Annotated in this window: 18 protein-coding genes; 5 read left to right on the top strand and 13 right to left on the bottom strand. The window is 72.0% G+C overall.

What is annotated here, in order from left to right; all coding sequences use genetic code 11:
- Positions 1–587: 587 nt before the first annotated feature.
- Positions 588–2177: an amidohydrolase gene (locus tag AB0N90_RS23460; RefSeq protein ID WP_365199507.1), complete on the bottom strand. Its 1590-nt coding sequence runs from the start codon at positions 2175–2177 to the stop codon at positions 588–590.
- Positions 2178–2267: 90 nt separating this feature from the next.
- Entirely contained in the window at positions 2268–2708 is a 441-nt protein-coding gene (locus tag AB0N90_RS23455) for an Lrp/AsnC family transcriptional regulator (protein ID WP_085562598.1), read from the bottom strand.
- Positions 2709–2923: 215 nt separating this feature from the next.
- Here AB0N90_RS23455 and AB0N90_RS23450 point away from each other — a divergent pair, with 215 nt between their 5' ends.
- Both AB0N90_RS23450 and AB0N90_RS23445 read left to right on the top strand, forming a co-directional pair.
- Positions 2924–3358 carry a hypothetical protein gene (locus AB0N90_RS23450; RefSeq protein WP_365199504.1) on the top strand — a complete coding sequence of 145 codons (435 nt, stop codon included), beginning with the start codon at positions 2924–2926 and terminating at the stop codon, positions 3356–3358.
- Between the two features lie 100 nt (positions 3359–3458).
- Positions 3459–3716 carry a hypothetical protein gene (locus AB0N90_RS23445; RefSeq protein WP_365199502.1) on the top strand — a complete coding sequence of 86 codons (258 nt, stop codon included), beginning with the start codon at positions 3459–3461 and terminating at the stop codon, positions 3714–3716.
- Here the strand turns inward: AB0N90_RS23445 and AB0N90_RS23440 are convergent.
- Entirely contained in the window at positions 3679–4851 is a 1173-nt protein-coding gene (locus AB0N90_RS23440) for an acyl-CoA dehydrogenase family protein (protein ID WP_365199500.1), read from the bottom strand. The two genes, AB0N90_RS23445 and AB0N90_RS23440, sit on opposite strands and share 38 nt — an antisense overlap.
- A 953-nt stretch (positions 4852–5804) precedes the next feature.
- Between AB0N90_RS23440 and AB0N90_RS23435 the strand changes: the two genes are divergently transcribed.
- Positions 5805–5966: a hypothetical protein gene (locus tag AB0N90_RS23435; protein ID WP_365199498.1), complete on the top strand. Its 162-nt coding sequence runs from the start codon at positions 5805–5807 to the stop codon at positions 5964–5966.
- 9 nt (positions 5967–5975) lie between these two features.
- Here the strand turns inward: AB0N90_RS23435 and AB0N90_RS23430 are convergent, their stop codons facing one another.
- The 4 genes from AB0N90_RS23430 to AB0N90_RS23415 form a co-directional block, all read right to left on the bottom strand.
- Positions 5976–6116, bottom strand: coding sequence for an SCO1431 family membrane protein (locus AB0N90_RS23430; RefSeq protein WP_365199495.1), 141 nt, complete (start codon positions 6114–6116; stop codon positions 5976–5978).
- Between the two features lie 102 nt (positions 6117–6218).
- Positions 6219–7604, bottom strand: a complete 1386-nt coding sequence (locus AB0N90_RS23425) for a peptidase C39 family protein (protein ID WP_365199492.1) — start codon at positions 7602–7604, stop codon at positions 6219–6221.
- Positions 7605–7841: 237 nt separating this feature from the next.
- Positions 7842–9371, bottom strand: coding sequence for an amino acid permease (locus AB0N90_RS23420; protein WP_361682347.1), 1530 nt, complete (start codon positions 9369–9371; stop codon positions 7842–7844).
- A gap of 95 nt (positions 9372–9466) precedes the next feature.
- Positions 9467–10423, bottom strand: coding sequence for a hypothetical protein (locus AB0N90_RS23415; protein WP_172427351.1), 957 nt, complete (start codon positions 10421–10423; stop codon positions 9467–9469).
- A 279-nt stretch (positions 10424–10702) separates the two neighbouring features.
- Here AB0N90_RS23415 and AB0N90_RS23410 point away from each other — a divergent pair, with 279 nt between their 5' ends.
- Together AB0N90_RS23410 and AB0N90_RS23405 are read left to right on the top strand one after the other, a co-directional pair.
- A complete protein-coding gene (locus AB0N90_RS23410; protein ID WP_365199599.1) occupies positions 10703–11323 on the top strand; it encodes a hypothetical protein in 621 nt (206 codons plus the stop codon).
- 428 nt (positions 11324–11751) lie between these two features.
- Complete coding sequence (locus AB0N90_RS23405) at positions 11752–13611, top strand: AAA family ATPase (protein WP_361682349.1); 1860 nt, start codon at positions 11752–11754, stop codon at positions 13609–13611.
- Between the two features lie 88 nt (positions 13612–13699).
- Here AB0N90_RS23405 and AB0N90_RS23400 read toward each other — a convergent pair whose 3' ends face one another.
- The 6 genes from AB0N90_RS23400 to ribH all read right to left on the bottom strand — a co-directional run bounded on the left by AB0N90_RS23400 (position 13700) and on the right by ribH (position 18496).
- The gene (locus AB0N90_RS23400; protein ID WP_085562592.1) at positions 13700–14758 is read right to left on the bottom strand and encodes a hemolysin family protein; all 1059 of its coding nucleotides are present in this window, start codon (positions 14756–14758) and stop codon (positions 13700–13702) included.
- Entirely contained in the window at positions 14755–16089 is a 1335-nt protein-coding gene (locus AB0N90_RS23395) for a hemolysin family protein (protein WP_365199488.1), read from the bottom strand. Before AB0N90_RS23395 ends, AB0N90_RS23400 begins: the two co-directional genes overlap by 4 nt.
- A gap of 215 nt (positions 16090–16304) precedes the next feature.
- Entirely contained in the window at positions 16305–16769 is a 465-nt protein-coding gene (locus AB0N90_RS23390; RefSeq protein WP_361682353.1) for a PH domain-containing protein, read from the bottom strand.
- A 10-nt stretch (positions 16770–16779) separates the two neighbouring features.
- A complete protein-coding gene (hisG, locus tag AB0N90_RS23385; RefSeq protein ID WP_136101994.1) occupies positions 16780–17637 on the bottom strand; it encodes an ATP phosphoribosyltransferase in 858 nt (285 codons plus the stop codon).
- Between the two features lie 66 nt (positions 17638–17703).
- Positions 17704–17976: a phosphoribosyl-ATP diphosphatase gene (locus AB0N90_RS23380; protein WP_007491392.1), complete on the bottom strand. Its 273-nt coding sequence runs from the start codon at positions 17974–17976 to the stop codon at positions 17704–17706.
- 34 nt (positions 17977–18010) lie between these two features.
- Positions 18011–18496: a 6,7-dimethyl-8-ribityllumazine synthase gene (ribH, locus tag AB0N90_RS23375; protein WP_365199484.1), complete on the bottom strand. Its 486-nt coding sequence runs from the start codon at positions 18494–18496 to the stop codon at positions 18011–18013.
- Positions 18497–18539: the final 43 nt, after the last annotated feature.

The raw sequence follows: 18539 nt of genomic DNA, 5'->3' as shown, positions 1-18539 counted from the left end.
GCAGGCGTCCACCATAGTGGCCGTCGCCTGGGTGGACGTGACAGCTGGTACGTATGGTGGTGTCGATTGCACAAGAGTGGGGTAAGAACGTGCTTTTCGGGATGTTCCCGACCTGTTCGCGGCACGTTCTTTTCCTCTTCCGACTGTTCGGATGGTTCCGAACCCGGCTGGGTTGCCTCCCCCGTGCTGCGGATGGGGGCCCGGCGCTCTTCGGGCCGACCTGGGACCCGCTGGCTGCGGATCGACCGAAAGCCGTTGTCTACTGAGGCCGGGCCCCACCCGGGGTCACACCTGGCCGACCGGCTGGAACGCTTCCCCGCCGGCGCGGGCGCTGAGCCTGGCTGCCAGTGGCGGTGCCCCGGTGCGGGGCGCCGTCCCTGACCCAGCGGCGCGGCGGGGAGGTGCGCGAACGCTTCCCGGTCGGGCGTCCGGTGGTGGACTCGGACGAACCTACCGGCCCTCCGCGCCCGACTGTCAACAGACCCCTGACCTGGGCGTCCTCCGTGCCGCCCGGGAGCGGTGCGGAGGATCCGCAGGTCGCGCGAGGCGCCCGGGGCGAGGGGCGGCCGCCGCGCCACCCCCGGAGATCACTCGCCCGGCCGTACGAAGACCGTCCGGCCGCCCACCACGGTGCGCAGACAGCGCGGCAGCTCGCCGCCCGGGGTGAGGTCGGGCAGGCCGGGGGTGCCGGAGCGCGGGTCGGTCGACCAGCGGGCCACCCGGTCGTCGGGGGCCTGCACCACCAGGTCGCCGGTGCGCCAGACCGCGAAGTCGGCGGGCGCCCCGGGCACCAGGACGCCCGCGTCGTCCCGGCCGATCGCCCGCCAGCCGCCCCTGGTGTGCGCGGTGAAGGCGGCGCGCACGGAGACGCGGTGCTCGGGGGTGTGGTGGAAGGCGGCGGCGCGGACCGTGCCCCAGGGGTCGAGCGGGGTGACGGGGCTGTCGGAGCCGAAGGCCAGCGGGACGCCGGAGCGCAGCAGGGCGGCGTACGGGTTGAGGGTGCGGGCCCGTTCGGCGCCGAGGCGGCGGGCGTACATGCCGTCCTCTCCGCCCCACAGCGCATCGAAGGCGGGCTGCACGGAGGCGATCAGGCCCAGCTCGGCGAAGCCGGCCACGGTCTCGGGGGTGAGCATCTCGGCGTGCTCGACGCGGTGCCGGGCGGCCCGGATCCGGGCGAGGCCGACCTTCTCGGCGGCCGCGCGCACCCCGTCGACCACGGACGACACGGCGGCGTCGCCGATGGCGTGGAAGCCCGCCTGGAGGCCCGCCTCGGTGCAGGCGATCACATGGGCGGCGACGGCGTCGGCGTCCAGGTAGGCGGTGCCGGTGTGGTCCGCGTCGGCGTACGGCTCGTGCAGGCACGCGGTGTGCGAGCCGAGGGCGCCGTCGGCGAAGAGGTCGCCCGCGGCGCCGATCGCGCCCAGCTCACGGGCCTTGTCGACGTCCCGCTCGGCCCAGTAGCCGAGGACCCGGGGTCCGGGCAGGGTGGCGGCCAGCTCCAGCAGCCCCGTGAAGTCGTCCTCGGAGGAGATCTGCGGCCCGCCGCACTCGTGCACCGAGCCGATGCCGAGGGAGGCGGCGTGCGTCAGCGCGGTCCGCTGGGCCCCCTCGCGCTGGGCGGGGGTGATGGCGGCGAAGGCGGCCTCGCGTACGGCGTGATGGGCGTCCCGGGTCAGGGGCGCGTCGGTGCGGGGCAGGTCGCCGCCGGCCATGTCCAGCAGGGCGGTGGTGACGACGGCCGAGTGCACATCGATACGGGAGAGGTACAGCGGGCGCCCGCCGGTGGCCTCGTCCAGCTCCGCGCGCGTCGGCGGCCGGCCATCGGGCCAGCGGGCGGCGTCCCAGCCGTGGCCCAGCAGCACGCGGTCTCCGGGCCGGGCGGCGGCGAACTCCCGGACCAGGTCCAGCGCGGCCGCGAGCGACGGCGCGGCGCTCAGATCGAGTCCGGTCAGCGCGAGACCGGTGGCCGTGGTGTGCACATGGGCGTCCGTGAACGCCGGGGTCACCAGGGCGCCGTCGAGATCGATCACCTCCCCCACCCCGTCGGCGAACGCGTCCGCGGCGCCCTCCGATCCGACCCACGCGATATGGCCGGCCTCCACGACCATCGCGGTGGCGAAGGGATCGGCGGGACTGTGGACATCGCCGTTGCGGAGAAGGAGGGTGCGGTCGCTCATAGGCGACAGTTTCCCTCGGACGGCGCGGGGTGGTGCACCTGGGGCAGTGGGTGCCGGTGCGGCGGGGCGCCCATGGCGGACAGGGCGTCGTCAGATGAGCGGTGGACGGGCCTCGTACGGCGTCGAGAGGACCACCGTCGTACGGGTCGACACGCCGGCCAGGCTCCGGAGCCGGGCCAGCAGCTCCTCCAGTTCGTGCGGGGTCGCCACGCGGACCTTGAGGATGTAGTTCTCGTCGCCGGCGACGCTGTGGCACGCCTCGATCTCGGGCACGCCGGCGAGGCGGTCGGCGATGTCGTCGGGGGCGCTCGGGTCGAACGGTTTCACCGAGATGAACGCGGTGAGGGGCAACCCGACGGCCTCCGGGTCGACCACCGCGGCATAGCCGCGGATGACGCCACGCTGTTCGAGCCGGCGCACCCGCTGATGCACGGCCGACGTGGACAGGCCCGTGGCCTTGCCCAGGTCTGTGTAGCTCATCCGCCCGTCCTTGACGAGCAGCTGCACGATCTGACGGTCCAGCTCCTCCATGGCGCCAAAACCTACAGGGCGTTCGATCTTCTCGGACAGCCGACGGCCCTCCTCGGACGCCGGTACGGTCATCTGCGCGCGGCATGTGACGAACGACACACCATTCGAACAGGCTCCGTGATGTTCTCGTGATTACCGCCGAGAGCGGACGGGAAGTGCTTGCTGTGGTCGTGGCCGCCGAGCCTTTCACGGCCCAGCCTTAGGGGGAGAATCCCATGCAGAGTGTCAAGCGCCCTGGTCGATCCGCGTCCAAGCGGCAGCAGCCGGTGGTCGAGCCCGAGCCGGAGGGCGTCGAATCCGACGCCTTCGAGGACGAGCTGGACGCCTACGACACCTTGGAGATGTACCGGGTGATCTGCCCGGACTGCGCGCAGCCGATCGCGCTGCTGGCGGACGAGGAGATCCTGCCGGAGCACGCGCTGTGCGCCTCGCCGTGGAACCCGTTCGGGCTCACCGTGTGCGCGGGCACGGGCCGTTCGGCCACCGACGCCCGGCCCGCGGACGAGTCCGTCACCCCGCAGGAGCAGGACACCGCCCTGCTGCTGACGCTCCCCCAGGGCCTGGACTGGCGGACGCAGCCCTTCTCGCACGTCGGCGGTCCCGGCTCGCGCCCGATGCGGGTGCCGGAGATGCGCCAGCGGGCCGCCTGAGCCCCGCGCGCCGGAGCCGGTGCGACGCCGGACGGCCCTGGACTGACGCTCGATTCGGGCGGGCGGTGACCTGTGCGCCGGGTGCCGCGTTCTCACGGGTATGACATCCCTGCACCCGGTCACCGGGCGTCGGCGCCGTATCTTCGTCCCGCACCCGGCGGCGGCGGACCGGTCCGCCGCCCCGCAGGACCCGCCCATCTACCGCGATCTGCTGCGTACCTGGGCCGATCGCGGCCGTACGCTGCCGGGCCGCCAGGACCCCGAGTGGGTGCGGCTGGCGGCGCCGACGGTGCGTCCGGGGCAGTTCGGCGCGGACCGGTTCAGCGGGCTTCGGGTCCCGCCACGTGACGGGCGATGACCATCCGCTGGATCTGGTTGGTGCCCTCGACGATCTGGAGCACCTTGGCCTCGCGCATGTAGCGCTCGGCCGGGAAGTCGGCGGTGTAGCCGTATCCGCCGAGGATCTGTACGGCGTCCGTGGTGACCTTCATGGCGGTGTCGGTGCAGTGCAGCTTGGCCATGGCGGCCTGCTTGGCGAACGGCTTGCCGGCGTCGCGCAGCCGGGCCGCGGCGAGGTAGAGGGCGCGGCCCGCCTCGATCTGGGTGGCCATGTCGGCGATCATGAAGCGCAGGCCCTGGAAGTCGGCGATGGGGTGGCCGAACTGCCGCCGCCCGGTGGCGTAGCCGACCGCTTCGTCCAGTGCGGCCTGGGCGACGCCGATGGCGCAGGCGGCGATGCCGAGGCGGCCGGAGTCGAGCGCGGACAGGGCGATGCCGAAGCCCTGGCCCTCCTCGCCGATGCGGCGGTCGTCGGCGACGCGGACGCCGTCGAAGTGGACCTGGGCGGTGGGCGAGCCCTTCATGCCCATCTTCTTCTCGGGGGCGGCCGCGCTGAGGCCGGGGGCGTCGCCGGGCACGAGGAAGGCGGTGATGCCGCGGGGGCCGTCCTCGCCGGTGCGGGCCATCACGGTGTAGAAGTCGGCGATGCCGCCGTGGGTGATCCAGGCCTTGGTGCCGGTGATCACCCAGTCGTCGCCGTCCCGCACGGCCCTGGTGCGCAGGGAGGCGGCGTCGGAACCGGAGGCGGGTTCGGACAGGCAGTAGGCGCCGAGGAGTCCGCCGCCGAGCATCGCGGGGAGGTGTTCGACCTGCTGCTGCTTGGTGCCGTGGGTGGCGAGCGCGTAGGCGGCGAGGGTGTGCACGCTGAGGCCGAGGCCGACGGTGAGCCGGACCGCGGCGAGCTCTTCCAGCACCTGGAGGTAGACCTCGTACGGCTGGTCGCCGCCGCCGTGCTCCGCGGCGTACGGCAGGCCGAGCAGGCCGGATTCGGAGAGCAGGGTGAAGACCTCGCGCGGGAAGCGGCCCGCGTCCTCCTCCTCGGCGGCCCTCGGGGCGATCTCACGCCGGGCTATCTCCCGGACGAGGGTGAGCAGGTCCCTCGCCTCGTCCGTCGGCAGTTGACGCTCCACCGGCTGCGGGTCGCGGTCGGACATGGCGTCGGTCTCCTCCCTGCTGGGGAACCGGCGGCACGGCCCACGGGTCAGGGCGGCTCCGCCTGATCGTTCCGTTACGGCCACGGCGCGCACTCCCGGATCACGGAAGCCCGCTGACCAGCGGCTGCGCTGAGTATGCCCGAACATCGGACTCCCGTCACCAGTTAACGACCGCTCACTCAAACATTCCAGCCGGGCGCTGAACGGGGGTTTCGGCGGTAGGCCTCCGGGACGGCTGAGACCACGACCGGAGCCGACAGGAGCGGCGGGGGGCCGGGAGGCTCGGATGCGAGAGCACCGTGGGGCCGAGTCCAAGGATCGGGGCGGCTGTCCGTCCGGAACGGCGGGACACCCGGGGTCGGGGGCCGCGGCAGGCCGGGCCCGGATGTGAGGTGCTCGGGATGCGCGACGGTCGGCGGCCGAAGCATGGGTAGGTGCAGCGCCTCCGCCCCCGGGCGTATGGCGACCTACGGGTCCAGGTGATCACAGTCGAAAGCCCGATGGCCCGGCGCGCCGTGAGGCCCCCGTGGCTGGGTCACGTGGGGGTCAGGTGGCAGGCGGGGGCCGTCGTGGGTGGGTTTCGGAGGGCGGAGGTGGGGCGAGCAGGCCCAGGCGGGGCGGGGCTCGGGTGATGGCCGGCTCCGGCGCCCGGCGACCGGAGGCAGCAGGCGGGAGGCCGGAACTCCCCAGGTCAGGGCCTCGGAGTGCCCGGTCGGGGGCGTCGGCGGTCGCGGTGGGAAGGCGAGGGGCCGCAGCGGGCTGCCGTAAGGGCCGGGAGGTCGGGTTCGCGGTGCGTTCCAGGTTCCCGGAAGCGGAGGGCGTGGGTCCGGGGCGCGGTCCGTGCGGCCGGAAACCGCTCCCCCGGCGTTGACCTACTGGTCTAGTCCTCCTACGGTCCATGACCGACGCGGCAGCGCGTGCGGGTGTTTCTCTCACGGATGCGAGGAGGCACGATGCGGCATTCTCAGCGGCTTCGGATGCGGACGCTGGTCTCGGCGGTGTGTGCGGCCGTGATCGGCGTCGGGCTGCTCCTGGGGGCGGCAGCCGTCAGCAGCGACCGGGACGGGGCCCTCCAGCACGGCAACGCGCCGGGGTTGATCAAGTCCCTGGAGTAGGCGCCGGGTTCAGAGCAGGCCCAGCTGGGTGACCAGCATCGCGGTGACCACGACGAGGACCCAGCCCAGCACATGTTCGAGGATCTTGGGCCCGTTGTCGCGGGGACCGCCGGTACGGGCGCGGGCGGCGGTGGCGGAGTGTGCGGTCATGCTGGTACTCACAGAGGTCGGACGTACAGAGCGGTCTCCCCCACCCGTCCGTCCACCTTGCCACCCGCGACGGCGTACGCGGCGATGAGCTTCCTCACATGGTCAGCGCACCCCCACCGCGGCCAGGGCCGTGCGCTGGTGGGCGCTCGGACGGGCCGGGAAGTAGAGGTAGCAGACCCCGCCGGTGCCGGAGGAGACCCCGCCGGTGGCGTTGTACCGCTTCGTCCGCAGCCAGATGTTCTCGAACTCCCGGCGCTTGTACACCCGTCGTACCGCGTCGTCCCCGGGCGAGGCCGGATCGTTGGCGATCACATCGCCGTCCGCGGTGAACCCGATCACCGTCATCAGGTGTCCGGACGTGCCGTAGCCCGCCCCGGTCAGCTCGGTGCTCAGGAACGACTGGGACGTTATGGCCGGGATGCCGGCCGCCACCAGCGTCTCCAGATCCGTCAGCGAGGCGAGCCGGGTCACGACGCCCTGGAGGTCGGCGAAGGTCGCCGCGTAGGCCGCGTTGAACGGCCAGTTGCCGCAGCCCTCGTACTGGTAGTCGTAGGTGAAGCGCGCCGCCGCGTCGACCTGCGGATCGGCGTAGGACGGGTCGATCCAGGACAGTTGGCCGGCCGTGAGCCGGCCGCCCCAGTACTCCACGATCATCTGCGAGGAGGTCGGACTGCACCACGCCTCGCCGCCGTTGTCGTACTGCGGGTACTGGCCCTTGTGGATCTCCTGCGAGTAGCGCGGCACCACCAGTTCCTGCGCGAGGCCGGGCGTGGAGGCCGGGACGGTGAAGCGGTCCGGGATGTCGGAGCCCATCGCGCCGAGCCGCCACACGGTCGGGGTGAGCCGGGTGCCCGGCCTGCGGTAGAGGGTCAGGCGCAGCCGGTACGACACGAGGCGCAGCCCGGTGCTCGCGTCGTCGATGGCGAAGGTGTCGGTCCAGATGCTGCTTCTGCCGTCGCTCTGGCCGTCCACCGAGGTCCGCTTGATGTCCTGGTCGCCGGCCGCCCAGCGGCCCATCACGTACCAGGGCGTGTCACCGCCGTCCGAGTACGTCCCGCTCAACTCCACCTGGATCCAGGTGCCGTCGGGGGTGTGCGCGTTCCAGGAGGAGACGACCTCGGTGGCCGGGACCGTGAGCCGGTACCGCGGAGCGGTCCAGGTGGCGTACTCCCAGGTCGCGGTGGTGCCGGTGTGCGGGTCGGTGTAGTCGACGGTGCCCGCCGGGGCGCCGATCCGCACGCCGGGGCGGGGGCCGGAGACCGCGCGGGCGCCCTGGGCGGTGCCGGTGCGCCACTCGCTGTAGGTGGTCCAGGCGTGGTAGTCGACGGGCCGGGCCCCCGCCCGGCCGGGCTTGTCGGCGGCGACCGCCCGGGCGGTGGCGGTCCCCCGCTGGGCGGCGGCCGCGGCGGGCGTGGCGGCGCCGGCCACCGCGGCGGCGGCCGCGACGGTCAGAACGGTTCTGCGGGACGGCTGTTGGGCGCTGCTCATGGGCGCGATTACCCCCAGGTGTCCGGAGTCATGGCTGGATCATGTGCACGTCGTGCGCCAACTATGGAGCAGCCGCAGGGCCCCTGCCAGCACTTGGGCGGATGCCGCGCCATGAATATTGGTCTGATCCGGTGGCGGTGCGGGCGCGGGGCGGACAACGGCCCCGGCCCCGGTACCGCGGAGGCGGTGCCGAGGCCGGGGCCTGGAGGCGCGGGGACGCGCCTGGATCCGTACGGATCAGATGAGGTCCATGGCCGCGATCTCGTCGGGGCGGCCGTAGCTGATCGGGCCCTGGAAGCGGCGGCGGGCGGTGGCGAACCACCAGACGGTGGCCACGAGCAGGACGACGGCGAGCGCGATCGGCGCGTAGTTGAAGGAATCCACGGTGATCGGGGACGCCTGCGGCAGCATGAACAGGATGCTGCTCAGCGCGATCCAGATCACGGCGAGCCAGCCGACCGGCTTGCTCCAGCGGCCCAGGTTCCACGGGCCGGACTCGAAGGCGTCACCGAGCCGCAGCCGCAGGAAGATCGGCACGGCGTAGGCGAGGAACAGGCCGACCACGTTGACGCTGACGATCGCGGTGAAGGCGGTGTGCGACCACCAGCCGGGCACGATCAGGGCGAGCGAGCAGGCCACCGCGAGCCAGACCGCCTTGACGGGCGTACGGGTGCGCGGCGAGACCGAGTGCCACAGCCGGGAGCCGGGCATGGCGCCGTCGCGGGAGAAGGCGAAGATCTGCCGGGTGTTGCTGGTGAGGTTGGCGAGGCCGCAGAAGAGCATCGCGCCGATGACGATGAGAAGCATGACCTTGGCGGTGGTCAGGCCGAGGCCGTCGATCAGGATCTGCACGGGCGGCGCGCCGTTGGCCGCCTCCTTGGCGTAGTCCTTAATGCTGTAGACCAGTGCCAGCATCAGGATGAGACCGGTGATCGCCGAATAGCCGATGGCGCGGGTGATCCCCTTGGGTGCGTTGACCGTGGCTTGCACCGTTTCCTCGGACATGTGGAAGCTGCCGTCGAAGCCGGTGAACGTCCAGCTGGTGACCAGCAGGCCGAGCATGCCTCCGTAAAGTCCGCTTGTGAAGCCGGTGTTGTTCTCGAAATGCGTGACGAACGACGCCGACTGATGGTGATCCGGTATCACTATGAGTGCGCCCACGATCACGACGAGTCCGATCAGCAGCCACCACACGGAAATGCGGTTGAGGACGGCGACGAGCTGGACCGTGTAGGTGTTGGCGAGCCCCTGGAGCACGATGATCAAGGCCGTGATCAGCACCGTCTGATGGACGGTCGGCTGGTAGGAGGGCCACTGGAGCTGCACGAAGGCCTGGATGAAGGTGGCCGCCGCATAGCCGGTGGCGGCGGTGCCGCCGATCTGTCCGACGAAATTCAACCAGCCCGTGTACCAGGACCAGGCACCCTTGTGGCGCTTGGCGAGTTTACCGGCGGAGAAATAGAGGGCACCGCTCGTCGGATACGCGGAGGCGACCTCGCCCATGGCCGCGCCGATGAGCAGCACCATGATCGAGACACCGATCCAACCGAATACGAGAATGCGGGGGCCGCCCGCGTTCATTCCGAATCCGAAGGACGAGAAGATGCCCGAAAGAATATTGATGATGGTGAAGGAGATCGCGAAATTGTCGAACGCCTTGAAACGGCGGGTGAGTTTCCGCGGATAACCCATCGCGTGCAGGGTCGCGTCGTCGTCGAGCACGACCGCGTCTTCTCCGCCGCGGGCCTTGGCCCGGGGAGCAGACATCCGTTCTGACACAGATCGGCCTTTCTCTCGTGCCTCTCGGACGCTCGGGGGGCGGCGCCCGATGAGGGGGGGGACGGGTGACGAGCAAAGGGGGGTCAGGCGGGCCCGGGGACGGGCAGCCCGCAGGCACGGCGCGCCCGGGAGAGCTGTTCGGCGGGGTCACCGAAGGCGCTCCAGGGCATGCGTGAGGCGTAGGGGCCCATCGCCGTGAACACCGCGCGGGCCTCGAACTCGCGCTGGCCCATGACCAGCGCGTGTGCGAGGTAGGCGAGGTCGAGCACCGGTGTGAAGCGGTAACTGGACACCGCCGGAAGCCAGTTGTGGTAGATCGCGAGCGCGGTGGCACGCCACTGGGGCTGCTCCCAGACGCGGTCGGCGAGCAGCTGGGTCGGGTTGTAGCTCTCCACCAGGGCGACCAGGGGCAGCAGACGCAGCGCGGAGTCGGCGGGCGCGCGCTGGCTGAGGAAGGCGGCCACGTCCCAGGCGGCGTTGACCGAGCCGCCGTGCCGGGCGAAGAAGGCGGAGAGGAAGCGGTGGTGCGCCTCGCGGTGCCACGGGTCCAGGGTGAGGATGTGCGCGAACAGGCGCCAGGGACCGGGCGGCGCGGTGAGCAGACCCTGCGGGGCGGGGTCGCGCAGCCGGTGCAGCCGGGCCATGGCGAGCTTGGCGACCCAGGGGGTGGGGTCCCGCGGGGCCAGGGCCGCGGCCCGTTCGCAGGCGGTGAGCGCTATGCGCTCCAGGGCCTCGGCCCGGTCGTCGTTGCCGTCGGCGGCGCGCAGGGCGCGCTGGACGGCGACGCGGGCCCACATGAGGGCCGCCTCGGGCGAGGGCTCCTCGTCCAGCCAGCGTTCGACCAGGTCGGTGCCGGCCGCCTCGGAGGCAAGGACCAGGGAGCGGTGGGCGCGCAGCGCGAAGTCGTGACGCGTCTCGGCCAGCGCCTCGTACGCGTGCCGATATCGGCCGGCGCGGACATCGACGCAAACGCCGGCCAGGACTCGGTCGTCGGCAGCCGGGTGCCACACATACTGCCCTTCGAATAACTCCGCGGCCATGTCCCCTGCCTTGTCCCCGTACCGTGTCCCCGGCCGCCGCTTCTCGCGGCAGCGCAGGAGGCACCTTACTCAGCACGGCGGACCCCCGGAACGCCGAATTCGACATATCGGTCAGCGATTCGAGAATGTTTATAGAAGTGCGCGGGGAGACCCCGACGGACGATGGTTCAAGGCGTAACTTTCTTTCGTGGGGCACCCTCGGCGGCCCGGCCGCTATGCGCCGCTACTAGACTCTTTCCGGAAAACCCCCCACACCGCATCACACCTTCGGGAATCGTCATTCAGCACCTCGCCGCCCGGCTGCGCGGGCTCCCGCCCTCCCTCGGACCGGTCCGGCTGATCGCCGTCGACGGGCACGCGGGCTCGGGGAAGTCGACCTTCGCCGGGCGGCTGGCCGCAGCCCTGGACGGGGCGCCGGTACTCCATCTCGACGACATCGCGAGCCATGAGCGGCTGTTCGACTGGACCGACCGGCTGCTGACGCAGGTGATCGAGCCGCTGTCCCGGGGCGAGGCCGGGGCCTACCTCCCCTACGACTGGAACGCCCGCGCGTTCGGCCCGGCGCGCCCGCTGCCGCCCGCGCCGGTGATCCTGCTGGAGGGCGTCGGCGCGGGCCGCCGCGCGCTGCGGCCGTTTCTGGCCGAACTGCTGTGGATGGAACTGCCCCGCGAGGAGTCCTGGGCGCGCGGCCGGCGGCGGGACGGGGCGGCGCAGCGGGAGTTCTGGGACGGCTGGGTCGAGGCCGAGCGCGCACACTTCGACACCGACCCCACCCGCCCCCACGCCGGGCTTCTGGTGCGCCAGACCGACCGGGGGTACGAGGTGCTGCCGGGGCCCGAGCGGCCCCAGGGATCGGGCCAAGGAGTGACCCACAGTGATGGCTCCACCCCCATGTGGTGAAATTGTGAAGACTCTTGTCGGCCAACTTCCTGAAGTGCCCCAACTTCGCTTGACCGGGGGCCCGTACAGGTCTTACGTTCTCAATGTGCGGCGATTCGAAGCCGCCCGAAGACGCGAAGCCCCCGGTTGTTCCCCCGTGATCGGGGGCTTCGTTCTGCCCGTGCATCGCTTTCCGGGCCCATTGCGCGCCGATCCGATCACCCTCGGTCACTGAAGCGTCCGGATTCCGTCCGCTCCCCCCGCGCCGAACGGCCTGTACCGCACCCTTCGGCACCCGGTACCCACGCGGGTACGATGCCCTTGGTGCGACCTTCGGCGGCAGCCTCGCGCACCTGCAACTCCGGTCCGCGGCACGGCGGTTCGGCCGCGGCGGCCGCCGGGCGACCGTCCGGCGGTGAACCACGGGGGCACGGTCTGTGGGGGACGTGATGGACTTCGGCACGCAGGGCCCCGAGGCCCCGGCCGACCTCGCCTGGCTGCGCGGGGTCGACGCCTACACCATGGGCGCCTATCCGCAGGCGGAGGAGGAGTTCCGGGCCGCGGTGCGGATGGACCCGGGCATGGCGGACGGCTGGCTCGGGCTGCACGCGCTCCGGGTCGACACCACCACCGCGCTGCTGCGGATGTTCCGGCACCGCGAGCGCTTCGGCGAACAGCGCGCCCGGCATCGCCGTACGATCAACTCCTGGTACTGGCTGGGCTGGTGGGTGCAGCCGGTGCTGGAGAGCCCGCGCGATCTGCTGCTGGCGCACGCCTCGCACTGGCTGGACGGCCGGCATGTGCCCGAGCTGGACCGGGCGCTGGCCGGGCTGCCCCCGGTCGACACCGATCCCCAGGTCCGCTTTCTGCACGCCTGCCGCTCCTACCTGGTCAAGGACTGGGAGCAGCTGGTACGGCACACCGATCCGCTGCTGGACGATCCCCTGCTCGGCATAGAGGCGGGGCTGTTCGGCGGCATGGCCCGGGTCCGCCTGGAGATGTACGGCCAGGCCGAACCGCTGCTGTCGACGGCGCTGATGCGGTGCCGCAGCGAGCAGCCGCAGCGCAAGGAGCTGCGCTACTGGCTCGCGCGGGCGCACGAGGGCACCGGCCGCTCCGCCGCCGCGCTCCCCCTCTACCGGGCCGTCCACCGGGTGGACCCCGCCTTCATGGACACCTCGGCGCGGCTCGCGGCGATCTCCGAGGGGGACGGGTACGACGACGCGGCCGATCTCGCCGCGATCACCCTGACCGGTGCCGGGGACACGGTGGACGGACCCGACGGCTTCGATCCGTTCTTCGGCACCGAGGGGCGGGATCTGCGGCTGCCGGAGCCGGATCTGCCGACCGGGCCGCTGCCGGCCGTCGCCGAGCCGGGGGTCCGCGACCGGGGCGGGGTGCCCGGCTCGCCGCTGCCCACCGGGCCGACCGATCCCGCGCTGCTCGAACAGGCGCTCGCCGAGCTGGAGCGGATGGTCGGGCTCGAACCGGTCAAGCGCCAGGTGAAGGCGCTGTCCGCGCAGTTGAACATGGCGCGGCTGCGGGCCGGTCAGGGGCTGCCCGTGCAGCCGCCGAAGCGGCACTTCGTCTTCTCCGGTCCGTCCGGGACCGGCAAGACGACGGTGGCGCGCATCCTGGGACGGGTCTTCTACGCCCTCGGGCTGCTCGGCGGGGATCATCTCGTCGAGGCGCAGCGGGCCGATCTGGTCGGCGAGTACCTCGGGCAGACCGCGGTGAAGGCCAATGAGCTGATCGACTCCGCGATCGGCGGGGTGCTGTTCGTGGACGAGGCGTACTCGCTCTCCAACTCCGGGTACGGCAAGGGGGACGCGTACGGGGACGAGGCGCTCCAGGTGCTGCTGAAGCGGGCCGAGGACAACCGGGACCATCTCGTGGTGATCCTCGCGGGGTATCCCGAGGGGATGGACCGGCTGCTCGCGGCGAACCCCGGGCTGTCGTCCCGCTTCACCAGCCGGGTCGACTTCCCCTCGTACCGGCCCGGGGAACTCACCGAGATCGGGAAGGTGCTGGCCGCGGAGAACGGGGACCAGTGGGACGAGGAGGCGCTGGAGGAGCTGCGGTCGATCGCCGGGCACGTGGTCGACCAGGGCTGGATCGACGAGCTGGGCAACGGGCGGTTCCTGCGCACCCTGTACGAGAAGAGCTGCGCGTACCGGGATCTGCGGCTGTCCACCTACGCCGGATCACTGACCCGCGACGACCTGGCGACCCTGCGCCTGGCCGACCTGATGCAGGCTTACGGCGAGGTGCTCTCGGGGAGGGGCCCACAGGACCCGTCGCCCACATAGGCGCCCCGTAAGGGGCGCGGGGAACTGCGCGAGCAACCCACCACCGGGCCGCACCCGCACAGCTCCCGCCCCCCTGAGCGGCAAGCGCCTACGTGGCGAGCGCCTGCTCCGGGAAGTCGGGGATCTCCCGGTGCGCGGGGTCGCGGACCTCGCCCACCAGCGTCTCCAAAACGTCCTCCAGCGCCACCAGGCCCAGCACCTTGCCGGACGCGTCGGCCACCTGGGCCAGGTGCGTGGCGGCGCGCCGCATCACCGTGAGGGCGTCGTCCAGGGGGAGCTCGGCCCGCAGGGTCGTCATGGGGCGCCAGATGTTCTGCGGCACCGCCCGTTCGGAGTCCTCTAGGTCGAGTACGTCCTTGACATGGACGTACCCCATGAAGGCGCCCTGTTCCGTCGCCGCGACCGGGAAGCGGGAGTATCCCGTGCGCGCGGTGAGCCGCACGATCTCCCCCGGGGTGACCGCGGGGGTCACCGTGACCAGGGACTCACGGCGCAGCAGGACGTCGGTGACCGGGCGGGAGCCCAGTTCCAGGGCGTCCTCCAGGCGTTCGCGCTCCTCCGGGTCGAGCAGGCCCGCCTGTCCGGAGTCCTCCAGGAGCCGGTTGAGCTGCTCGCTGGTGACGACCGCCTCGACCTCGTCCTTGGGCTCCACCCGGAACAGCCGCAGCACGGCCTGGGCGACGGCGCCCAGCGAGACCGTGATCGGCTTGCACACCCGGGCGAACCAGACCAGGCCGGGGCTGAGCCACAGCGCCGCCTTCTCGGGCGCCGCCATCGCGAGGTTCTTCGGCACCATCTCGCCGATGACCAGGTGGAAGAAGACCACCGCGGCCAGCGCGATGACATAGCCGAGCGGATGGATCACGCCGTCCGGGAGGTGGACCGCCTCGAACACCGGCTCCAGCAGCCGCGCGACGGTCGGTTCGGCGACCGCGCCGAGCGTCAGAGAGCACATGGTGATCCCGAACTGCGCGGCGGCCATCATCTGCGGCAGCCGCTCCAGGCCGTACAGCACCTGCCGGGCCCGGGTGGTGCCGAGCGGTTCGATCTGGCTGCGGCGCACGGACACGAGGGCGAACTCGGCGCCGACGAAGAAGCCGTTCGCCAGCACCAGCAGGGCGGCGAAGACCAGTTGGAGCACGCTCATCGGGCGGCCTCCGCGATGTTCGCCGCCGGGGCCGTCCTGACCAGGCGGACCCGTTCGGCGCGGTAGTGGCCGACCTGGCGGACCGCGAGCCGCCAGCCGGGCAGTTCGGCCCGGTCGCCGGGGGCCGGGATCCGGCCGAGCAGGTCGGCGACCAGTCCGGCGACGGTCTCGTACGGCCCCTCGGGCACATCCAGGCCTATCCGCTGGAGGATGTCGACCCGGCAGCTGCCGGCCACGTCCCAGGCGGGCCTGCCGTCCTCGGGCGGGGCGGCGGCCAGCTCGGGCACGTCCTTGACGTCGTGCTCGTCGCGGACCTCGCCGACCAGTTCCTCGACGATGTCCTCCAGGGTGACCACGCCGGCCGTGCCGCCGTACTCGTCCACCACGACCGCGATGGGCTGTTCGCTGCGCAGCCGGGCCAGCAGGGGCTGGACGGGCAGGGTCTCGGGGACCAGCAGCGCGGGGCGGGCGATGCGGCCGACGGGGGTGCGCAGCCGGTCGCGCGCGGGGACGGCGAGGGCGTCCTTGAGGTGGGCCATGCCGACGATCTCGTCGATCTTCTCCCGGTAGACGGGGAAGCGGGAGAGTCCGGTGGCCCGGGTGAGGTTGACCACGTCCTCGGCGGTGGCCGAGTCCTGGAGCGCACTGACCTTCACGCGCGGGGTCATGACGTGCTGCGCGGTCAGCTCGCCCAGCGAGAGGGTGCGCACGAACAGGTCGGCGGTGTCCTGCTCCAGGGCGCCGGCCTGCGCGGAGTGCCGGGCCAGGGAGACCAGTTCGCCGGGGGTGCGGGCGGAGGCCAGCTCGTCGGCGGGTTCGACGCCGAGGGCGCGGACCAGCCGGTTGGCGACCGTGTTGAGCGCGGCGATGACCGGCCGGAAGAGCCGGGAGAAGTGGTGCTGGGGGCCCGCGACGAAGCGCGCGACCTGGAGCGGCCGGGAGACCGCCCAGTTCTTGGGCACCAGTTCGCCGATCACCATCTGGATGGCGGAGGCCAGCAGCATGCCGACGAGCACGGCGGCACCGGAGGCGACGCCGTCGGGCAGGCCGAGCGCGGCGAACGGGGTGGCCAGCAGCCGGCCCAGGGCCGGTTCGGCGAGCATGCCGACGACCAGGGAGGTGATGGTGATGCCGAGCTGGGTGCCGGAGAGCTGGAAGGAGAGTTCCTTCAGCGCGTCCACGACCGTACGGGCGCGCTTGTCGCCGTCGGTGGCGGCCTTCTCGGCCTCGGGGCGCTCGACCGTCACCAGGCCGAATTCGGCCGCCACGAAGAATCCGTTGGCCAGAATCAGCAGAAACGCGGCTGCGAGGAGCAGCAGAGGGGTGGTCACGATGCCGCCGCCTCCCCGGTATGTCGGGTGGGGGCGGCGCAGGTACTACAGGACGATCCGTCCATCGCCGGAGGGATTCACTCCTCGGGTCGCAGGAACCCCTGGCACCGGGCGGCGCACAGGGGCGGAGGCGCGATCGGCGCGGCCTCCGCCCACCAGGTTAATCAAGACGCGGGCCGGGCGGGCAGGGTGGGCGACCCGGAGTCGGCCCCGAGTCAGCCCTGATCTTCCCCGGGGCGGACGGCCGAGTGGGCCTCGGCGAGCGCCCGCAGCGCCTTGGCGTCGGCGATCGCCCGCTGCCTGGCGATGCCCGGCTGAATGCCGAGCGCGGGCAGGCTGGTGCCGTCGCTGAGGTTGAGGAACACCCAGGGATCGCCCGGACGGAGGTTCACCTGAAGGATCTCCGCCCAGTCCAGGCGCCGGCTGCTGGCGATGTTCACGACGGTGACACCGCTCTCGTCGGCGACGACCTTGATCCGGGCCAGCTGGGCGAGCACCCAGAAGATCAGTGCCCCGGTGACCACGAAGCTCATCCGCTCCCCCGGGCCGAGGCCCTCCAGGAGCAGGGCGACCCCCGAGATGGTGAGGAAGATCGCCACGGCGGCGGTGAGCAGGATCACCCGGGTGTGACCCGGCCGGAAGGTGACGGGGAGGCCGGGCAGGTTCGGCAGGTCGGACATCACATACCCCTCAGAGGCGGCAGGCGTGGATGGCCGTGGTCAGGATGGCGCGGGCGCCGATGGCGTAGAGGTCGTCCATGATCCGCTGCGCGTCCTTGGCGGGGACCATGGCGCGGACCGCGACCCAGCCCTCGTTGTGCAGCGGGGAGACGGTCGGGGACTCCAGGCCGGGGGTGAGGGCGACGGCCTTCTCCAGCTGCTCGACCCGGCAGTCGTAGTCCATCATCACGTACGTGCGGGCGACCAGGACGCCCTGGAGGCGGCGCAGGAACTGCTGGACCTTCGGCTCGGCGGCCTCTTCCGCGTCCGCGCCGGTGCGGCGGATCACGATGGCCTCGGACTTCATGATCGGCTCGCCGAAGACCTCCAGGCCCGCGTTGCGCAGGCTGGTTCCGGTCTCCACGACGTCGGCGATGACCTCGGCGACGCCCAGCTCGATCGCGGTCTCCACGGCGCCGTCCAGGTGGACGACGGAGGCGTCGACGCCGCTGTCGGCGAGGTGCCGGGCGACGATGCCCTCGTAGGAGGTGGCGACCGTACGGCCCTTCAGGTCCTCGACGCCGTTCGCGGTGCCCGGCTTCCCGGCGAAGCGGAAGGTGGAGCGGGCGAAGCCCAGCGGGAGGATCTCCTCGGCGTCCGCGCCGGAGTCGACCAGCAGGTCGCGCCCGGTGATGCCGATGTCGAGGCGGCCGGAGGAGACGTAGATCGCGATGTCGCGGGGGCGGAGGTAGAAGAACTCGACCTCGTTGCCCGGGTCGACGATCCGCAGTTCCTTGGACTCCCGGCGCTGCCGGTAGCCGGCCTCATGCAGCATGTCCGCCGCAGGGCCGGACAGGGAACCCTTGTTGGGGACGGCGATGCGCAGCATGAGGACGGCTTCCTTTGCGGTGAAGGGGGTCGGTGCGGTGTGCCGCGGCGGAGCGCGGCGGTTCGGTCAGAGGTGGGCGTAGACGTCGTCCAGGGAGATCCCGCGGGCGACCATCATCACCTGGACGTGGTACAGCAGCTGGGAGATCTCCTCGGCTGCCGCCTCCTTGCCCTCGTACTCGGCGGCCATCCAGACCTCGGCGGCCTCTTCGACGACCTTCTTGCCGATGGCATGGACCCCCTTGCCGACCAGTTCGGCGGTGCGGGAGGTGGCGGGATCGCCGTGGGCGGCCTTGTGCTGGAGCTCGGTGAAGAGCTCCTCGAACGTCTTCTTGGACATGGTGGTCCTTACCCTACGCGCTCCGACCGGTGCCTCAGTGCCAGGGTTCGGATACCGAACGCAGCGTCGCGGCCGTCGAGACCGCCGCGATCACCGCCTCGTGGCCCTTGTCCTCGCTGGAGCCCTCGATGCCGGCCCGGTCCAGGGCCTGCTCCTCGGTGTCGCAGGTGAGCACGCCGAAGCCGACCGGGACGCCGGTCTCCACGGAGACCTGGGTGAGGCCCCAGGTGACGCCCTGGCACACGTAGTCGAAGTGGGGGGTGCCGCCGCGGATGACGACGCCGAGGGCGACCACCGCGTCGTAGCCGCGCGCGGCCAGCACCTTGGCGGCGACCGGGAGCTCGAAGCTGCCCGGGACCCGGATCAGGGTCGGCTCGTCGATCCCCAGGTCGCCGAGGGCGCGCAGGGCGCCGTTCACCAGACCGTCCATCACCTTCTCGTGCCACTGCGCCGCGATGACGGCGACCCTGAGGTCGCCGACGTTGCGTACGGACAGTTCCGGTGCACCCTTGCCGCTCACGTCTCTCCTAAGTGCCGTCTTGCCGTCTTGCTCGACTGATGTC

Source organism: Streptomyces sp. NPDC093018 (assembly GCF_040684035.1).
Classification (GTDB): domain Bacteria; phylum Actinomycetota; class Actinomycetes; order Streptomycetales; family Streptomycetaceae; genus Streptomyces; species Streptomyces murinus.
Note: the sequence above shows the minus strand (reverse complement) of the source record. Positions and strands in the feature narration are given on the sequence as shown.

What these genes read in the sequence shown, in the direction of transcription:
- AB0N90_RS23430 (WP_365199495.1), bottom strand. Translation starts at nt 6,116, where the DNA reads ATGACCGCACACTCCGCCACCGCCGCCCGCGCCCGTACCGGCGGTCCC.
- AB0N90_RS23390 (WP_361682353.1), bottom strand. Translation starts at nt 16,769, where the DNA reads ATGTCCGACCTGCCGAACCTGCCCGGCCTCCCCGTCACCTTCCGGCCG.
- AB0N90_RS23445 (WP_365199502.1), top strand. Translation starts at nt 3,459, where the DNA reads ATGACATCCCTGCACCCGGTCACCGGGCGTCGGCGCCGTATCTTCGTC.
- AB0N90_RS23425 (WP_365199492.1), bottom strand. Translation starts at nt 7,604, where the DNA reads ATGAGCAGCGCCCAACAGCCGTCCCGCAGAACCGTTCTGACCGTCGCG.
- AB0N90_RS23460 (WP_365199507.1), bottom strand. Translation starts at nt 2,177, where the DNA reads ATGAGCGACCGCACCCTCCTTCTCCGCAACGGCGATGTCCACAGTCCC.
- AB0N90_RS23435 (WP_365199498.1), top strand. Translation starts at nt 5,805, where the DNA reads ATGCGGCATTCTCAGCGGCTTCGGATGCGGACGCTGGTCTCGGCGGTG.
- AB0N90_RS23450 (WP_365199504.1), top strand. Translation starts at nt 2,924, where the DNA reads ATGCAGAGTGTCAAGCGCCCTGGTCGATCCGCGTCCAAGCGGCAGCAG.
- AB0N90_RS23440 (WP_365199500.1), bottom strand. Translation starts at nt 4,851, where the DNA reads ATGTCCGACCGCGACCCGCAGCCGGTGGAGCGTCAACTGCCGACGGAC.
- AB0N90_RS23400 (WP_085562592.1), bottom strand. Translation starts at nt 14,758, where the DNA reads ATGAGCGTGCTCCAACTGGTCTTCGCCGCCCTGCTGGTGCTGGCGAAC.
- hisG (WP_136101994.1), bottom strand. Translation starts at nt 17,637, where the DNA reads ATGCTGCGCATCGCCGTCCCCAACAAGGGTTCCCTGTCCGGCCCTGCG.
- AB0N90_RS23455 (WP_085562598.1), bottom strand. Translation starts at nt 2,708, where the DNA reads ATGGAGGAGCTGGACCGTCAGATCGTGCAGCTGCTCGTCAAGGACGGG.
- AB0N90_RS23420 (WP_361682347.1), bottom strand. Translation starts at nt 9,371, where the DNA reads ATGTCTGCTCCCCGGGCCAAGGCCCGCGGCGGAGAAGACGCGGTCGTG.
- AB0N90_RS23380 (WP_007491392.1), bottom strand. Translation starts at nt 17,976, where the DNA reads ATGTCCAAGAAGACGTTCGAGGAGCTCTTCACCGAGCTCCAGCACAAG.
- AB0N90_RS23405 (WP_361682349.1), top strand. Translation starts at nt 11,752, where the DNA reads ATGGACTTCGGCACGCAGGGCCCCGAGGCCCCGGCCGACCTCGCCTGG.
- AB0N90_RS23415 (WP_172427351.1), bottom strand. Translation starts at nt 10,423, where the DNA reads ATGGCCGCGGAGTTATTCGAAGGGCAGTATGTGTGGCACCCGGCTGCC.